Annotated in this window: 16 protein-coding genes; 9 read left to right on the plus strand and 7 right to left on the minus strand. The window is 40.4% G+C overall.

What is annotated here, in order from left to right; translation table 11 throughout:
• The first annotated feature begins 151 nt into the window (after window positions 1–151).
• Window positions 152–688 (plus strand): RNA polymerase-binding protein DksA, encoded by a 537-nt coding sequence (gene dksA / locus ACS604_RS17200; RefSeq protein ID WP_002121205.1) that lies wholly within the window; start codon window positions 152–154, stop codon window positions 686–688.
• 1 nt (window position 689) lies between these two features.
• Window positions 690–1,586, plus strand: a complete 897-nt coding sequence (gene gluQRS, locus ACS604_RS17205) for a tRNA glutamyl-Q(34) synthetase GluQRS (protein ID WP_151964608.1) — start codon at window positions 690–692, stop codon at window positions 1,584–1,586.
• Between the two features lie 50 nt (window positions 1,587–1,636).
• Here gluQRS and ftsW read toward each other — a convergent pair whose 3' ends face one another.
• The 5 genes from ftsW to ACS604_RS17230 form a co-directional block, all read right to left on the minus strand.
• Entirely contained in the window at window positions 1,637–2,833 is a 1,197-nt protein-coding gene (gene ftsW, locus ACS604_RS17210; protein WP_004795141.1) for a putative lipid II flippase FtsW, read from the minus strand.
• Between the two features lie 24 nt (window positions 2,834–2,857).
• Complete coding sequence (murD, locus tag ACS604_RS17215; protein WP_049838276.1) at window positions 2,858–4,204, minus strand: UDP-N-acetylmuramoyl-L-alanine--D-glutamate ligase; 1,347 nt, start codon at window positions 4,202–4,204, stop codon at window positions 2,858–2,860.
• 160 nt (window positions 4,205–4,364) lie between these two features.
• Entirely contained in the window at window positions 4,365–4,616 is a 252-nt protein-coding gene (locus ACS604_RS17220; RefSeq protein ID WP_013199125.1) for a DUF6587 family protein, read from the minus strand.
• Between the two features lie 20 nt (window positions 4,617–4,636).
• The gene (feoB, locus tag ACS604_RS17225) at window positions 4,637–6,490 is read right to left on the minus strand and encodes a ferrous iron transporter B (RefSeq protein WP_004795148.1); all 1,854 of its coding nucleotides are present in this window, start codon (window positions 6,488–6,490) and stop codon (window positions 4,637–4,639) included.
• Window positions 6,487–6,750 carry a FeoA family protein gene (locus ACS604_RS17230; protein WP_013199126.1) on the minus strand — a complete coding sequence of 88 codons (264 nt, stop codon included), beginning with the start codon at window positions 6,748–6,750 and terminating at the stop codon, window positions 6,487–6,489. Before ACS604_RS17230 ends, feoB begins: the two co-directional genes overlap by 4 nt.
• A gap of 143 nt (window positions 6,751–6,893) precedes the next feature.
• Here ACS604_RS17230 and xerD point away from each other — a divergent pair, with 143 nt between their 5' ends.
• From xerD to thrC, 4 genes are all read left to right on the plus strand, one after another.
• Window positions 6,894–7,814, plus strand: coding sequence for a site-specific tyrosine recombinase XerD (gene xerD, locus ACS604_RS17235; RefSeq protein WP_151964605.1), 921 nt, complete (start codon window positions 6,894–6,896; stop codon window positions 7,812–7,814).
• A 146-nt stretch (window positions 7,815–7,960) separates the two neighbouring features.
• Complete coding sequence (locus tag ACS604_RS17240; RefSeq protein WP_004795153.1) at window positions 7,961–8,773, plus strand: DsbC family protein; 813 nt, start codon at window positions 7,961–7,963, stop codon at window positions 8,771–8,773.
• A 243-nt stretch (window positions 8,774–9,016) separates the two neighbouring features.
• The gene (locus tag ACS604_RS17245) at window positions 9,017–10,318 is read left to right on the plus strand and encodes a homoserine dehydrogenase (protein ID WP_005301642.1); all 1,302 of its coding nucleotides are present in this window, start codon (window positions 9,017–9,019) and stop codon (window positions 10,316–10,318) included.
• A gap of 54 nt (window positions 10,319–10,372) precedes the next feature.
• Window positions 10,373–11,512, plus strand: coding sequence for a threonine synthase (gene thrC / locus ACS604_RS17250; protein WP_004795157.1), 1,140 nt, complete (start codon window positions 10,373–10,375; stop codon window positions 11,510–11,512).
• A gap of 107 nt (window positions 11,513–11,619) precedes the next feature.
• On the opposite strand, the gene pbpG is transcribed toward thrC, so the two are convergent.
• Window positions 11,620–12,666 carry a D-alanyl-D-alanine endopeptidase PBP7/8 gene (gene pbpG / locus ACS604_RS17255; RefSeq protein ID WP_147306163.1) on the minus strand — a complete coding sequence of 349 codons (1,047 nt, stop codon included), beginning with the start codon at window positions 12,664–12,666 and terminating at the stop codon, window positions 11,620–11,622.
• A 212-nt stretch (window positions 12,667–12,878) separates the two neighbouring features.
• On the opposite strand from pbpG, the gene gacA reads away from it, so the two are divergent.
• The 3 genes from gacA to ACS604_RS17270 are packed head-to-tail and all read left to right on the plus strand — an operon-like array spanning window position 12,879 to window position 16,535.
• Window positions 12,879–13,514: a response regulator transcription factor GacA gene (gene gacA, locus ACS604_RS17260; protein ID WP_003654436.1), complete on the plus strand. Its 636-nt coding sequence runs from the start codon at window positions 12,879–12,881 to the stop codon at window positions 13,512–13,514.
• Window positions 13,515–13,524: 10 nt separating this feature from the next.
• Complete coding sequence (locus ACS604_RS17265; protein ID WP_238612804.1) at window positions 13,525–15,093, plus strand: sensor histidine kinase; 1,569 nt, start codon at window positions 13,525–13,527, stop codon at window positions 15,091–15,093.
• 23 nt (window positions 15,094–15,116) lie between these two features.
• Window positions 15,117–16,535: a sigma-54-dependent transcriptional regulator gene (locus ACS604_RS17270; protein WP_174727229.1), complete on the plus strand. Its 1,419-nt coding sequence runs from the start codon at window positions 15,117–15,119 to the stop codon at window positions 16,533–16,535.
• 2 nt (window positions 16,536–16,537) lie between these two features.
• Here ACS604_RS17270 and ACS604_RS17275 read toward each other — a convergent pair whose 3' ends face one another.
• Complete coding sequence (locus ACS604_RS17275) at window positions 16,538–17,722, minus strand: S41 family peptidase (RefSeq protein ID WP_151821493.1); 1,185 nt, start codon at window positions 17,720–17,722, stop codon at window positions 16,538–16,540.
• Window positions 17,723–17,725 lie beyond the last annotated feature (3 nt).

Consider the following 17,725-nt stretch of genomic DNA (forward strand, 5'->3'; position numbering starts at 1 on the left):
TACGAGGCGGAATGACTATCATCTTGCAGGAAAAATCTATATGATGACGACCCGATGGGAAAATCCCATCGATGGTTTTCTATAAAAACACTTGCATATCACCATATTTTTTGCGTATAGATAATACGTGTATGATGAGGAATGCCCTATTATGGCGAATGACAACCACAACCAAGTTTTGGATGAACATACAGAAGTTGTAGTGGAAGGTGACAAAGCTTCTGCAAAACGTGCACGTAAAGTGAAACCTAAAACTTCTGACATAGGCACAACTGCAAGTTTATTTGGTATTGCACCTTATCAACCTAAGAAAAATGAAGAGTACATGTCTGAAGGACAGCTCGAGCATTTCCGACAAATTCTGCAAGCATGGAAAGCTGAATTAATGTCTGAAGTTGATCGTACGTTGAATACGATGCAAGACGAATCAACTGCATTGCCAGATGTAAATGACCGTGCCACCCAAGAAGAAGAGTTTGCAATTGAATTGCGTACACGTGACCGTGAACGTAAGTTAATTCGTAAAATCGAACAATCTATGGAAGCAATTAAAAACGAAGACTACGGTTTCTGTGAAACATGTGGTATCGAAATCGGTTTACGTCGTTTAGAAGCACGTCCAACTGCAACGTTATGTATTGACTGCAAAACTTTGGCAGAAATTAAAGAGAAGCAAAATAACGGTTAATATGACCGCTGTAGCTACTCAAGAGAAGCTTAGCTTTTCATACTCAGGCCGGTTTGCGCCCTCGCCAACCGGTCCTTTGCATTTTGGATCACTCATTACCGCCGTCGCTAGTTATTGTGATGCTAAAGCTCACCAAGGCAAATGGCTGGTTCGTGTCGAAGACACAGATATCCCTCGCATTTATCCGGGCAGTGAAGAGCATATTCTCACCTCACTGGAAGCCTTCCAGTTCGAACCCGATGCAGAAATCATTTTTCAAAAAAACCGTTTAGACATTTATGAAAGCGTACTAGATCAACTTAAAAAAGAGGGTCTAATCTATGCTTGTCAATGTACACGCAAAATGCTGGGTTCAAATGCCATCTATGCGGGCACATGCCGCAATCTGAATCTTGATTTTCAAGACCAAGCAATTCGGGTAAAAGTTAAAGATCAACAGATCTGTTTTGATGACCGACTGCAAGGACTTCATTGTTCTAATCTACAACATGACCTTGGAGACTTTGTTCTTAAACGCCGTGATGGGATTATTAACTATCAACTTGCTGTCGTCGTGGATGATTATCTACAAGGCATCACCCATGTCGTTCGAGGCTCAGACCTATTAGATAACACCGAACGTCAGATCTGGCTTGGCGAGCTTTTAGGATACCCTAAACTGAGCTATATGCACCTTCCTCTCGCCATGAATGATCAGGGACAAAAGCTTTCTAAACAGAATCTTGCTCAAGCACTCGATTTAACTAAAGCTCCTCAATTACTACAACAAGCCATACAAGCACTAGGCCAACCAAGCGTTGATTTAGACCGCCCCGAAGTGATGCTCAAGCAAGCTGTAGCACAGTGGAATGTTGATTTAATTCCACATGGGCAAGAGCTCAGAGGAACATATCTATAAATAAAAAAAGCCCGATTTGATATCGGGCTTTTTATAACAACTGAAATGCTTTAGAAGTTTGATTCTTCTCTTTCAGGGTTCACTTCTTGAGTTGATGCATCAATCTTTAAGATCAAGCTAATCATCGCAGCACACATCATTAAAGATGTACCACCATAACTAATAAATGGCAGAGTTAAACCTTTGGTTGGCATTAAGCCCATGTTCATGCCCGCATTTACCAAGATCTGAAGCAAGAAAATAATACTGATACCGTAAGCCAAATAACCTGCGCGAAGGTAATGATGTTTCAATGCACGATGACCAATTTTGATACAGCATGCCAACATCAAGAAAGACAAACCAATGACAATAGAAATACCAAAGAAACCAAACTCTTCACCTAACACCGCCAACATAAAGTCAGTATGCGCTTCAGGTAAATAAGATAGCTTTTGAACACTATGTCCTAAGCCTGTACCAAACCACTCACCACGGCCAAAGGCCATGAGTGCATTTGATAACTGATACCCCACCCCTAATGGATCTGCCCATGGGTCAGTAAACGAAATCAAACGCTGGAAACGATACGGCTCAAATAAGATCAAAAATACGATACCAGTTACAATCGCACCTAACATAATTAAGAACTGTGTTGGCGGTGCACCAGCTAAAAAGAATACCCCGACCATCATCAATACAATTACGATCGTAGCACCCAAGTCAGGCTCGGCAATAATCAAACCAACCGTAATTGCCATGACCCCACTTAAACGTAATAAGCCTTTCCAATGAGTACGAACTTCTTTGGCACGGCGCACAACGTAGTCTGCGGTAAAGATTGCCATCATGACTTTGGCAACCTCGGTTGGCTGTAAGGTAAAGCCACCGATCTTAATCCAACGTGTAGAACCGTTCACTTCTGAACCCACCACCAAAGCAGCAAGCAGCAGAACCATGGTCAACAGCCACAGCGGGAAAGTATTTTTAAACCACGTATTGAGTGATATCCGATAGGTCAAATAAGCCACCACAGCCGCAGCAACAATTGAAATACCATGACGAATCACATAGTGAAACGGGTTTTCATGCATATATTCAGCATAGGGCATCGAAGCAGACGCCACCATCACTGAACCGATACACAACAATGCAACGACACAGAAAATCAGGACATTACGTGGCGTCACTTCCGCTGGCCATTTAGGCAATATCCGTTCATACCAATGATTGATTTTCTGGATTGTGGTCTGAGCTAAGCCTGCCATACTACATTCCTAATCATGTTTTCTTTAAACCAACGAATTGACGCAGGCAACAAACTGCTGACCACGGTCATTATAACTTTTAAACATATCAAAACTTGCACAGGCTGGTGATAACAACACCACATCTTCAGCTTGTGTTTCACGTTGACACAGCTCTACAGCTTCTTTGAGTGTTGCTGCATGCAAAATTTTGGTTGCGCCCTGAATTGCTTGTTCAATAACAGGAGCATCTTCACCAATCAATACCACAACTTTGGCATATTTTTCGATAGAAGAACGTAATGGAGCAAAATCTTGACCTTTACCCTGCCCACCTAAAATCAAGGCAACCTTACCTTTTTTAACCTCAATTGCAGCACCTAAACCGTCAATTGCTGCAAGTGTAGCACCAACGTTGGTTCCTTTAGAGTCATTGTAGTAACGCACATCATGTACCGTTCTCACATACTCACAGCGGTGCTCTAATCCTTTAAATTGTTTTAACGTTTCAAGCATCGACTCCATAGGCAAACCAATTGCTTCACCTAATGCCAAACACGCTAAAGCATTGGCTACGTTGTGCATGCCTTGAATATATAAATCTGAGCTTTTAATTAAACGCTGCAAACCACGTGCAAGCCAAAGCGTGCCATCACCATCTCTTAAAACACCATATTGATTTAAGTCTGGTGCATTTAGACCAAAGCTTTGCATTGGGGTTGTATCTGGAACAAGGGGGCGACTTAAAGCATCATCACGGTTAAATATTACTTTTTTAACGCCTTGGAAAATACGGTGTTTTGCTTGGTGATAACCCCACATATCGCCATGACGATCTAGATGGTCTTCACTCATATTAAGGACCACAGCAACCTCAGCATTTAAATGTGAGGTGGTTTCCAACTGAAAACTTGATAGCTCAAGTACAAGCAACTCTGGTTGGTCTTTTAGCAAGTCTAGAGCTGGGCGTCCTAGGTTTCCACCCACAGCAACTTTTTTACCTGCATCTTTAGCCATTAAACCAATTAAAGTTGTTACTGTACTTTTGGCATTAGAACCCGTAATAGCCACAATAGGCACTTCGGTCGCACGGCGTAATAATTGAATGTCGCCTACCACTGAAATTCCTTGAGCAATAGCTGCCTGAATTTCTGGTAATTGCGGTGCAAGGCCTGGGCTTAAAATAATTTCTTCTGCTTGTAATAATAATTCTTGGTCAAGTTGACCAAAACTGGTTTTAACGCCAGCTGGAATCTGGTCATGACCAGGAGGGGTTGGACGAGAGTCCGTTACTGCAACTTGGTAGCCTTGTTCATGCAGGAAATTAACAGCAGAAACACCTGATATTCCTAAGCCTGCGACAACTTTTAATCCACCACGTTGTATTAACATTTTTGCCCCACAATTTATCAATCGACAGAATGGCAAAAATGTTAGCACTTTGCTGTTTTGAATGCTTTTTCAGTTTGAACTTTATTCATCTTTTTTTGTGTCAGTGCGTAAAAAAGCCATCAATATGATGGCTTTTTAAACGAAACAGGAAATACTAAATTTATTGCCATTTAATCGGCTTAATTTCTTGAACTGTATTGGTAGGTTTATCTTCGCTTGAACAACCACAGCCACCAGCACAACCAAAGGTCATTTTTGGTTTAAGCCATTTTGCCAAGGTTGTCCAACCCTGCTTTTCACAAAATACAGAGAGTGATGAAAAGACTGAATTTGCTGTTTTTGGAAATACTTTCTTAAAAACAACAACTGCACTCCAACTCACTACAACCGCAATAATCAGATATTGAATCATATACAACCTCCTTTCTTGCTTTAACCCCAATAGTGGGAAGCAATTTGATAGGTAACAAACGATGCCAAATAAGCCAAACCGAACAGATATGCAGTCATGGCAGCAACATGTTTCCATGAACCTGTTTCACGTCGTACTGTTGCCAACGTAGCCAAACAATGTGGGGCATAAATGAACCACACTAAAAGCGACAATCCTGTTGCCAAAGACCAACCTGTGCCATCTGCACTAATCAGATGTGACAAACCTTGTGCTACAGCATCGTCACTCGTTGCAGACAAGGCATAAACCGTACCTAATGCTGCAACCACAACTTCACGCGCAGCCATTGCTGGAATTAAAGCAATACAGATTTGCCAGTTAAATCCAATTGGAGCAAATAAAGGTTGAATAAGGTGTCCGAGCATACCGGCAAAACTATAATCTATAGCAGGTAATGTCGCCCCTTCTGGTGGTTGTGGGAAAGTACACAAAAACCAGAGCAAAATAGAGAGCGCAAAAATGATTCCGCCGACGCGTTTCAAGAAGATCTTTGCACGGTCGAGCAAACCGATTCCCACACTTTTTAAATCAGGGAAACGATAACTTGGCAGCTCTAGCAATAAAGCATGCTGTGACTTATCTTTTTGCAAAAATTTCATTAAAAATGAAACACAAAGAGCGCTCACAATACCAGCCATATACAGACCAAATAACACCAGACCTTGTAAGTTGAAAAGCCCCCAGACCATTTTCTCTGGAATAAATGCAGCAATCAACAAGGCATATACAGGTAAACGTGCCGAACACGTCATTAATGGTGCAACCATAATGGTTGTAAAGCGATCACGAGGGTCACTAATACTACGCGTTGCCATGATTCCAGGTACTGCACAAGCAAAGCTTGAAAGTAAAGGAATGAAGGCACGGCCGCTTAAACCAGCTTGAAACATTAATTTATCAAGCAAAAATGCTGCACGCGGTAAATAGCCAGATTCTTCCAATACTAAAATGAAGAAGAACAAGATAAGAATTTGTGGCAAGAACACAACTACGCTACCTGCACCTGCAATAATTCCGTCAACAACCAAACTATGCATTAGAGGCTGTGTAATCACAGTTCCCACGACTTCACCTAACCAGCCAAAGAAGCCTTCAATGCCATCCATGAACGGAGCTGCCCAAGCAAAAACTGCCTGAAACACAATAAACATCATGAGCGCAAGGCTAAGCAGACCTAGAACTGGGTGTAAGAAAATTCGATCTAGAAAATCAGTACGCTTATCTCCCTGATCGACATATTGAACAACATCTTTAAAAATCATATCGATTTTTTGATGATGAGTTCCAGTTAAACCACTCAGTTCTGTCTGTGGCACACTGTATTTTTCTTGATCAAGAGCATGTAATAGATTTTCAATACCCGCATTACGGACAGCAACTGTTTCAACAACGGGTACGCCCAAACGTTGAGACAACTTTTGAGTATTAATTTGGATGCCGCGACGACGCGCTTCATCCATCATATTCAATACAATTAAAATCGGACGGCCAAGCTCGATCATTTCGAGCACCAGTCCTAAATGCAATTTTAAGTTAGTCGCATCAACCACACACAAAAATGCATCTTGCTGCCCTTCTTCTGCAATCTTACCCAAGCAAACATCCCGGGTAATAACTTCATCAGGACTAGTTGCATTTAGACTATAGGTACCCGGTAAATCGAGTACACGCACTGCTCGACCTGACGGTAACTGAAATTGACCTACTTTACGCTCAACAGTTACGCCCGCATAGTTTGCAACTTTTTGTCGAGTTCCAGTTAAATGGTTGAAAAGAGAGGTTTTACCGCAGTTAGGGTTTCCCACAAGGGCAATACGTAACGCATCACTCATGCGGGTACTCCTTCTTCTACTAGAATTTCAATTTTTTCCGCTTCTGCTTTACGTAAAGCGAAACGAGTAAAGCCAATTTGGATCAAGATCGGATCACCACCAAAAATACCTTTGGTAATCACTTCCACTCGTGTGCCGGGTACAAAGCCCAGACTTTCCAAACGAATTGCGACCAAATCTTGCTGCTCGGACTCTACTTCTATCCGATTCACTTTGGTGATGGTCGCCGCTTGCTTCACTTTTAAAGCTGATAAACGCACCGCATCCGATCCTAAACCTTTTTTTCTAGTATACATATAAATGAGAATAATTACCAAATAAGGTTAAATTTCACTTCTTATTCAGTTTAATCGACAAACCTTAAAGTTTCTTTTACAGTACAGAGGTTTAGAGGATCTAGTGTATGTTGAATAAAAAACCGCGTATTCCAAGCCCAGTTCAAATTCCTGAACATTTAAGCTTTTTACAAGGTTTTCGCGACTATTTAGTTGCACAGACAGTAAGTCCTCATACACGAAATGCTTATTTATCAGACCTTATTCAATGCAGTGAACTTCATAAAAAAACAGCTCTTCCACAGTGGACAAGTGATGATATTGCTGATGTTTTGATTGAGTTGACCAAAGTTGGGAAAAGCCCCCGCTCAATTGCCCGCTGCTTATCTGCTCTACGCCAGTTTTACAAATTTTTACGTGAACAGAAATTACGAAGCGATAATCCTGTAGCAACTCATCATTCTCCAAAAATTGGACGAGCCTTACCTAAAGATCTATCTGAAGAAGATGTTGAAGCACTGATTCAAGCACCTGATATCAATACGGCACTTGGCTTACGTGATCGGGCAATGTTTGAAGTACTTTACGCGTGTGGTTTACGTGTTTCAGAACTACTTAACTTGCGATTAGAGCTTATTAATTTAAAACAAGGCTATTTACGTGTTACAGGTAAAGGCAATAAAGAACGTTTAGTTCCGTTAGGACAATTCGCCTGTGAATGGGTAGAACGCTATTTGAGTAATGCTCGGCCTCAGCTCTACAAAAGCTCGACTGACTATCTTTTTTTGACCCAACATGGCGGAATTATGAGTCGGCAGAACTTTTGGTATGCCATTAAACGCTATGCGCTTCAAGCCAATATTCAGGCTGAACTCTCACCTCACACCTTACGTCATGCCTTTGCAACGCATCTGCTCAATCATGGCGCTGACTTACGTGTAGTGCAAATGTTACTGGGTCATAGCGATTTATCTACTACACAAATCTATACGCATGTTGCACAAGTACGAATGCAACAATTACATGAAAAACATCACCCTAGAGGGTGATAAAGCTTTAAAGCCCCAAGCAAGCATTTCATATCAATCGTTTGATTTCGTTCACAAAGGTTAAGAAAGTTTTAACAATACACATTAGATTTTTTGTTATGCTTAGCAGCTTCTGACTATAAATACTGATGAAATAAGGGTTATCTATGTCTTTTACCCGCTCTCAAATTTTTCTTGCCTGCGCTCTGGCATCTAGCCTTTTGTTCAGTGCTTGTTCTAAAGAAAACAAACCACAAAAAGAAGATGCGCTCACAGCGACTGCACCTGCTACCGGGGAAGCTTCAACCATTATTGAACGTAATGATAAGCAGCGTTTGATCGAAACTTTGCAGAAACAATTTAAGAATGCAAATATCAACGCCAAAATTTTAGATATCAAGCCGACAGAAGTTCCTAATTTGTATTGGGTAAATCTCGAAGGGATGACATCAATTTATACAACCAGTGATGGAAAATATTTAATTCAGGGTGATGTAATCCGATTAGGAGGCAAAGAGCTTCATAATATTGGAGATAATCTTCAAGCTTCGGAAAATAAAAAGCATCTTGCTGCTTTAAAAAATGAAGATCTCATTGTCTACCCTGCAAAAGGTAAGGCTAAACACGTGATTTATGTGTTTACCGATGCAAGTTGTCCTTATTGCCATAAACTACATGAACACATTCCTGAAATTAATGAAAAGGGTATTGAAGTACGCTATATCGCTTGGCCACGTGGTGAGCAATTTATGCCGACCATGGAAGCTGTATGGTGTAGTGCAGATCGTAAAGCTGCCTTTAGCCAAGCAGTACAAGGTGTCAATATTCCGCCTGCTCAATGTAAAAACCCTGTTCGTGAACAATATCAACTTGGCTTAAACATGGGTGTAAATGGTACACCTGCTATTTATAGTGTTGATGGCGAGTACTTAGGTGGATATCTAACACCTGATGAATTAATTAAACGTCTGAATAAATAATCCACTTAAAGTTGATGAATGATTAATCATCCATCTCTTACAAAAAGCGCTGCTCTCATTGCAGCGCTTTGTTTTTTCAACAAATAATGCTTTAACTATCTGTGTTTAAAGACTGATCTACTCTTCTTTTCCAAACATCGTACTCTAATTCATTGAACAGGTACTAAAAGCGCTAGAGTCTGGCGTTTTTTTTAGCTATGATCTAGCTTCAACTAAATGATTAAATGATGAATGGAGTGTGACGTGAAACCAGTTCGCCTGGCAATACTCGGTCTAGGAACCGTAGGTGGAGGAGCCCTTAAACTACTACAAGAAAATGCCGCTGAAATTAAACGTCGCACCGGTCGAGAAATTCAAATTACCCACGTTGGAACACGTCGTCCTCGTCCAGATCTAGAATTGGAAGGGATTAAACAAAGCGCAGATTTACTTGATATCGTTCGTCAACCAGACGTTGATGTGGTTGTAGAAGTAATGGGTGGTATTCATCCTGCTTACGAAGTTATCATGGAAGCAATCAAACACGGCAAACAAGTCGTGACTGCAAATAAAGCTTTGCTCGCTGAACATGGCAATGAACTATTTAAAGCAGCTGAAGATAATGCTGTACAAATTGCTTATGAAGCAGCAGTTGCTGGCGGTATTCCAATTATTAAAGTGATCCGTGAAGGTCTTGCTGCAAACCATATTGAATGGTTGGCAGGCATCATTAATGGTACAGGCAACTTTATTCTGACTGAAATGCGTGAAAAAGGTCGTGCATTTGATGATGTATTAAAAGAAGCTCAAGAACTTGGTTATGCAGAAGCAGATCCAACTTTTGACGTTGAAGGTATTGATGCTGCGCACAAGCTTACAATTTTAGCGTCTTGTGCGTTTGGTATTCCTCTTCAGTTTGATAAGGTCTATACCGAAGGTATCAGTAAAATCACTGCACAAGATGTGAAATATGCAGAAGAACTTGGTTTCCGCATTAAACACCTAGGAATTGCACGCCGCGCTGAAAAGGGTATTGAACTACGTGTTCACCCAACGCTCATTCCAGATGAACAGCTTATTGCGAATGTAAACGGCGTTAAAAATGCTGTTTTAGTTCAAGCGCATGCTGTAGGTCCAACGCTCTATTACGGTGCTGGTGCTGGTGCTGGTCCAACAGCTTCTGCTGTTGTTGCCGATGTAATTGATATTGTTCGTGACATCTCTTATACCGAAGACGGTGCAGGAACAATTCCTCAGTTGGCTTTTGAAGCATTAACAAATGTGCCAATTTTAAGCCGTGAAGAAATGACCACAGGTTATTACATCCGCTTAAATGCAGAAGATCAAACTGGCGTACTTGCAGATGTTACTACCATCTTAAGCCGCGCTGGAATTAGTATTGATGCCATCATGCAACAATCCCGTTTAAAAGACCTTATTCCAATCGTGATTCTGACCGATCCAATCGTTGAATCTAAAATGGATGAGGCTCTTGCACAAATCCAAGCATTACCTGCAATTCGTGGCGAAATCGTAAGAATTCGTTTAGAATCGCTCGATAGTTAATCAGGTTGAGGGAAAGATTCCCTCTCCCGCTTCACCTCTAATTGGAACACCATCATGTCTAATGCCAATCGTTATACTGGTCTTGTAGATCGTTATCGTGACCGTTTGCCAGTTTCGGCAACTACTCGTGCTATCTCTTTGGGTGAAGGCAACACCCCACTCATTAAACTTGAGAATATTCCACGTATTATTGGCAAAGATGTTGAAATTTATGTGAAATATGAGGGTTTAAACCCAACTGGTTCATTTAAAGACCGTGGTATGACCATGGCTGTAACCAAAGCGGTTGAAGAAGGTTCTAAAGCGATTATCTGTGCATCTACGGGTAACACTTCTGCTGCTGCTGCTGCTTATGCTGCACGTGCAGGTATCAAAGCATTTGTTTTGATTCCAGAAGGCAAAATTGCAATGGGTAAAATGGCGCAAGCGATGATGTATGGTGCGATCACTATGCAAATTCGTGGTAACTTCGATGATGGTATGCGTCTTGTAAAAGAAGTTGCTGATCAAGCGCCTGTAACGATTGTAAACTCAATCAACCCGTACCGTTTGCAAGGTCAAAAAACCATTGCTTATGAAATCGTTGAAGCTTTAGGCCGTGCACCTGATTATCACTGTTTACCTGTAGGTAACGCAGGTAACATCACTGCTCACTGGATGGGTTATACCGAAGCTGTAGCAAACCAACCTGCTGATCAGTTTGAACAAGTGATTTATGATGCAGCTACTGATCAATTCACTGGTCCAAAACCTGAAGGTTTACCAACAATGGTTGGTTACCAAGCTTCTGGCGCAGCTCCTTTCTTACGTGGTGCTCCAGTTGAAAGCCCTGAAACAGTTGCAACTGCAATTCGTATTGGTAATCCACAAAGCTGGAACCATGCAAAAGCTGTAGTACGTGACTCTAAAGGCTGGTTCGATGAACTTCAAGACAGCGAAATTTTAGAAGCTCAACGCTTACTTTCTATGTATGAAGGCGTATTTGTTGAGCCAGCATCTGCTGCTTCTATTGGCGGTGCGATTCGCGACATTAAAGCAGGTAAGATTGCTGAAGGTTCTGTCATTGTATGTACAGTAACTGGTAATGGCTTGAAAGATCCTGACACTGCAATCAAACAATGTGCTGATGCAGTAATGTTGTCAATTGATGCAACAATGAGCCAAGTAAAAGATTCGATTTTATCTAATATGTAAAATCTGAGTTTTCAAAAAAACGGCTGTTCAACACAGCCGTTTTTTTATGTCTTTTTTATAGCCATAAAAAAACGCTTCTTGATAGAAGCGTTTTTAGAATATTTAAATTAAATACGTTTTGGTAAATTACTTAACCAACCCAATAGGTTAGTTGCATCGTTATTACGTGCCTGCGTACTTGGCTCACCAAGTAATACAATCACTGCTGGACGCGAGTTTACAGTCGTATGCATGACAACACAGCGACCTGCTTCATTGATATAACCTGTTTTAGACAAGTTAATATTCCAACCACCATTACGCACTAAAGCGTTGGTATTATTAGATTTCAACACGCGATAACCCAAGTTAAAGTCATAGGTCGGTGTAGTTGAGAATTGACGAATCAAACCATATTGAGAAGCTGTACTGGCTAAAATCCCTAAGTCACGCGCAGAAGATACATTGCGTGGATCTAAACCAGTTGACTCATAATAATGCGTTGCATTCATACCTAAAGCACGTGCTTTAGCGTTCATTGCCGCTACGAATGCAGGACGTCCGCCCGGATAAGTACGCGCTAAAGCTGCCGCTGCGGGATTTTCAGACTTCATCAAAGCAAACAACAATACTTCTGCACGGTTCATTTTATCGCCAACACGAAGTGTTGAACTTGAATTTTTACCGTTTGCCCCAGCAAAATCGATTTGCTCAAGCATAATTTCTTCTGACATGTTTAAACGAGCATCTGCTGTTACCACTGCTGTCATTAACTTGGTAATAGATGCAATTGGCACAGAAGCATTGGTATTTTTACTAAACAGCACTTCACCCGTTTGCGCATCCATCACTAACGCAGCTCGAGCACTTACGCTCGGCTGAGCATTGTAACCACTCGTATCACGAATTGGAGCAAGCTTAGGAGCAGATGCTATAACTTTAGGTGCATTACTACCACGTAAAGTTGTAGTTACAGATGTTGATCCTTGAATAGTCGGCTCATCATCTTCATCATTTAACAGTTGACTAACGTCAGCTGAAGACCAATTTAAATTTGCAGTCCCAGTACTCCCTGAGGACGGGTTATTGACGAGTTCTGCAAAGCTTGTTGAACTCAAACTAAGCAAAATAGACATGCTTAGCACATGTATTAAAGACTTTTTAGAATTTTTCACGGCACAATACTCGACTCAGGGTGATACACATTTGCGCTTACTATAATTATGCCTTACATTTGAGGTATAAGGTATAACGCTTTTACCGACACAATTGTGCACAACTATTCGCTCACTATATAAGAATAGGATTGCTAATTTTGTCATTCCATTGCAAGCTAATTTTGCTTTATGTAACAAAAAACTTGTTTTTTGAAAGAAAGGAGGTCTTCTTGATTACAGTTTTAGTTGTGGATGACCATGAACTTGTACGTACAGGCATTTGCCGTATGTTAGAAGATCATGCCGATGTAGAGGTCATTGGACAAGCCGAATCGGGTGAAGAAGCAATTGCTATTGTTCGTCAGAAACATCCTCAAGTTGTGTTGCTTGATGTCAACATGCCAGGCATCGGGGGCGTAGAAACGACACGTCGTTTACTACAAACCGCACCAGACACAAAAGTTATTGCTGTAAGTGGTTTATCAGAAGAACCGTACCCTTCTCTTCTGCTTAAAGCAGGAGCTAAAGGCTATATCACTAAAGGTGCTCCAATTACAGAAATGGTTCGGGCAATCAACAAAGTCATGCAAGGCGGCAAATACTTCAGTGCCGATATTGCTGAGCAGTTGGCGAGTTCCTATCTATCTGACACGCAGCAATCGCCTTTTGACGCTTTATCCGAACGAGAAATGCAAGTTGCAATGATGGTTGTAAATTGTATTAGTGCTCAGGAAATTGCGGACAAACTTTTTGTAAGTGTAAAAACGGTTAATACTTACCGCTACCGTATTTTTGAAAAACTCGCTATCGATAGCGACGTTAAACTCACTCATCTTGCGATCCGTTATGGTTTGATCAAGCCATAATTAAACTTATATGCAATTTCCCTTAAACTCATCGTTGTCCCATACGATTTTTCGTTTGGGCACGTGGTATGGTTTATATCGTCTTATTATTGCGGTTAGCCTCAATATTATTTTGGTTTTAACCGATGCTCAAATCGACAATAGTCTACAACAACCCGCTTTATATTCTTATACCCTGCTCGGCTATTCCATATTAAGCCTTCTTCAGCTTTTGTGTTTTAAGTTTGTTGCAACTCAGGCAACTAAGCAGCTTATTTTATTTTTTGTAGTTGATGTTATCTGCCTGAGTTTACTTACATTTTCTGTAGGCGAACCAAATTTACAACTCAGCTTACTGTATGTTATTGCTATATTTACCTCGGCAATTTTACTCAGCGCAAGAATGTCTTTACTCATTACATTACTTGCTGTCATTGCCGTTATTTACCAACGTTTTGTTGGTAGTTTATTTGACTACAATAATCTAAATACGATTGGTAATAGTGCCTTATTAGCCTTCTTATTTTTTGTGGTACACGGCATCGGGCAAATTGCGGTACAGCGCTTTAAACTACTTGAAGCACTGACTTTCCACCAATCTATAGAACTCTATCAACTACAAAATATTAACCGCTATATTTTGGAACAAATTGAAGAAGGCTATTTGGTTCTAGATGAAAACTACGACATTGTTTTAAGTAATCCAGCTGCCTGCTCTCTGTTAGGGATTCCTCCTCAATTTGCGAGTGAAAAATACCCTTTAGCGAAATGGCACCCCGATTTATTTGAAATTCTTAAGTTTGATAACCTACAAGAAGGTGATCGTTTTATTTTTGAGTCTCGGCTATCGGCATATTCTATTAACATTAAAGTGCAACATCTTGTGGTGCCGCAACAAGCATTGACGCTACTCATCTTACAAGATGCACAGCAAATTAATCAGCAAGCTCAACAACTCAAACTTGCCGCTTTAGGGCAACTCTCAGCAAGTATTGCACATGAAATCCGCAATCCACTTGCAGCAATTGTGCAAGCAAATGAACTACTTAAAGATAGTGATTCAGAACAGCAAAATACTTTACGCCGTATGATCGGTAAGCAAACCAAACGCATCGATAGTATTGTTCAAGACACATTAGGACTGGCCAACAGCGAAAGAACTTACCCAATCCAGATTGAATTAACCAACTTCATAAAGACGTTATTAGACGAAGATCTTTTAGATGTTAAACATTCAATACAGCTTAAAATTTCCGACTCATTCTTAAAATTATTATTTGACGAGAAACAACTCAGACAGGTACTCATTAACCTTGTCAGAAATGCCTTACGACATAATGCACCCGATTCACCTCATATTTTGATCAACATTCATTCACAGACAAATAAAATATATATTGATGTGATCGATTACGGCGAAGGGGTTTCAAAACGTGATATATCTCAATTATTTAAACCATTTTTTAGTACCGAAATTAATGGAACTGGTTTAGGATTATATTTGTCTCATAGTTTTTGTGAGGCAAACCATGCAAAGCTCACTTATGTAGAGCAAAAACAAGGGGCATGCTTCCGAATGGAATGCCCAATAATATATTGATTTTTTATTAGGTTTTTGGGGAAATGGCAGAACAGCAACCACTGGTTTTGCTTGTAGACGATGAAGAAGATTTGTGCCTTTTAATGCAAATGACTCTTGCACGAATGGGGATTAAAACACATCTTGCTTATCGGGTTGAACAGGCCAAACAACTCTTTACTCAGTTTCATTATGATGCTTGCTTAACCGATTTAAACCTACCCGATGGTAGCGGTTTAGAATTGGTTAAACACGTTTCTCAAACTTACCCACACACACCAATTGCAGTTTTAACTGCATACGGCAATATGGATATTGCAATTGCAGCGTTAAAGGCAGGAGCTTTTGACTTTGTAAGTAAACCTATTAACCAAATTCACTTAGATCAGTTATTAAAAAAAGCGCTAAATCAGCCAAAACCAGAGCATGAGTTCGGTGAAACAACTTTGGAAAATGACCTATTAATTGGACGTTCTCCCCCAATACAAAACTTACGAACAGCTATTAAAAAAATAGCCCGCTCTCAAGCTCCTGTGTTTGTTACAGGCGAGTCTGGTACAGGTAAAGAGGTTGTGGCTAATCTTATTCACCGCTTGAGTAATCGCAGCGAAGGTCCGTTTATTGCGATTAACTGTGGAGCCATCCCAACCGAGCTCATGGAAAGTGAACTTTTTGGACATAAAAAAGGAAGTTTTACTGGAGCGACCCAAGACAAACAAGGCCTTATTTTGTCAGCTCATGGTGGCAGTTTATTCTTAGATGAAATTGCCGAATTGCCTTTAAGTATGCAAGTTAAATTGCTTCGGGCAGTGCAAGAGAAAAAAATTCGTCCTGTAGGTTCAGATCAGGAAATTGATGTTGATTTTCGAGTAATCAGCGCCAGTCACCAAGATTTAGATTTATTAGTCCGACAAGGTAAATTCCGTCAGGACTTATTTTTCCGTATTCATGTGATGGATATTATTTTGCCACCACTACGTGAGCGCGGTGGCGATATTTTGTTATTAGCCAATCATTTTATTCAAAAAGTTTGTATGGAATGGGAAATTCCAAGCAAACAATTAACTACAACTGGTGAAACTTATTTATTACAGCAAGATTTCCCGGGTAATGTTCGTGAATTAAGAAATATGATTGAACGAGCTATTACCTTAAGTGATGATGAGTTTATTGATTTAACACATCTAGCACCTCTTCTTAGAAGCAGTAGTGTTAACTCTCAAATCACCACTCAACCATTGAATGACACGTCAACTGCAATTGCCCAAACTCGACCAAAACTACCAATGGAAGGTTTAGAACGCTACTTAGAAAATATTGAAAAAGATCTTCTATTGAACGCATTGGACATGACTCATTGGAACCGAACATTAGCAGCTAAAAAGCTAGGAATGACTTTTCGTTCTTTACGCTATCGACTAAAAAAGTTTGGCTTAGATACCGAATTGGGAGAAGAAGTATAAAACTACTTTTTCTTTAGAAATAAGTCTGCAACGCGATCTAAATAGACGTCTTCTTTCATTTCTGGGGGCAAAGGATAGGTCTGATTAGGCTGAATACCTTGCCCTTCAATCATATTGCCGTTTGGCGTGTAATAGTGTGAGACTGTCATTTGTAGTGCCGCACCACTTGGTAAAGGAAATAGTTTTTGCACTACGCCTTTTCCATAACTTTTTTCACCCATGACCCATGCACGCTGGTGTTCTTTCATCGCTGCGGTAAAAACTTCGGCTGCTGATGCGGAGCGATGATTAATTAATATACCTAATTTTATATTTTGAAATTCATTGCCGGGCAAAGCCTGAAATTGCTGATTACCTTCCGAACGACTTTTAGTTGAAACAATAATTCCATTATTTAAAAATAAATCTGCCGATTCAACTGCTGCCGATAACAATCCACCCGGATTATTTCGTAAATCGATTAAAACGGCTTTTAAACGTGGCGAACTATTTTCTTCAATTAACCGTTTAATTTCATTAGCAGTGTCTTGCTGGAATACTCTAATTTTGAGTACTAAAACCTGATTATGTAGCATTACAGGTTCGATATCGGTTTCTATTTTTTTATTACGAACTAAGTTAATGTTTCCACTTAACTCTTCTGCTTGCACTTGAAGCGTACTTCCGATAGAACCGTAAAGCAGTCCAAGTACCTGATCTTGGTTTAAATTTTTTAGGTCCTGATTATCAATCTTGAGAATCGTCTGACCATTTCTCAAACCTAATTTGTATGAGTCTGAACCCGTTTTAAGATCACGAATTATCCATTTATGGAGATGCAATTCAGGGCTTAACGCAAAATCCACCGAGGCAAGGTCACCTTCGGTATATTGAATGAGTTGACGATATTCTTCTGCCGACAAATATCGTGAATAACGATCCAGCCCACTCACTAGCCCTTTAATGGCTTGTTGAAATAAGGCATCGTCAGACTTCACATCGACATAGTTATCTCGAACGATTCCATAGATTTGTACAAACTGTTGAATCGACTCGATCGGCACCTCTGCATAGCTATGTTCCGGTTCTTCCGAATCAGAATGCAAAGGTGACAATTTCTCTTTTACAACTGGCGCCGCAAAAGCAAATTGGCTGCAACACAGCAACATACTTACAATAAGTTTTTTATATTTAATGTGTTGCAGCATCCA

The sequence above is a fragment of the Acinetobacter sp. Li1LvA2 genome, assembly GCF_056156705.1.

Coding starts and splice junctions, on each gene's coding strand:
- dksA (WP_002121205.1), top strand. CDS start 152: ATGGCGAATGACAACCACAACCAAGTTTTGGATGAACATACAGAAGTT.
- gluQRS (WP_151964608.1), top strand. CDS start 690: ATGACCGCTGTAGCTACTCAAGAGAAGCTTAGCTTTTCATACTCAGGC.
- ftsW (WP_004795141.1), bottom strand. CDS start 2,833: ATGGCAGGCTTAGCTCAGACCACAATCCAGAAAATCAATCATTGGTAT.
- murD (WP_049838276.1), bottom strand. CDS start 4,204: ATGTTAATACAACGTGGTGGATTAAAAGTTGTCGCAGGCTTAGGAATA.
- ACS604_RS17220 (WP_013199125.1), bottom strand. CDS start 4,616: ATGATTCAATATCTGATTATTGCGGTTGTAGTGAGTTGGAGTGCAGTT.
- feoB (WP_004795148.1), bottom strand. CDS start 6,490: ATGAGTGATGCGTTACGTATTGCCCTTGTGGGAAACCCTAACTGCGGT.
- xerD (WP_151964605.1), top strand. CDS start 6,894: ATGTTGAATAAAAAACCGCGTATTCCAAGCCCAGTTCAAATTCCTGAA.
- ACS604_RS17240 (WP_004795153.1), top strand. CDS start 7,961: ATGTCTTTTACCCGCTCTCAAATTTTTCTTGCCTGCGCTCTGGCATCT.
- thrC (WP_004795157.1), top strand. CDS start 10,373: ATGTCTAATGCCAATCGTTATACTGGTCTTGTAGATCGTTATCGTGAC.
- ACS604_RS17265 (WP_238612804.1), top strand. CDS start 13,525: ATGCAATTTCCCTTAAACTCATCGTTGTCCCATACGATTTTTCGTTTG.
- ACS604_RS17270 (WP_174727229.1), top strand. CDS start 15,117: ATGGCAGAACAGCAACCACTGGTTTTGCTTGTAGACGATGAAGAAGAT.
- ACS604_RS17275 (WP_151821493.1), bottom strand. CDS start 17,722: ATGCTGCAACACATTAAATATAAAAAACTTATTGTAAGTATGTTGCTG.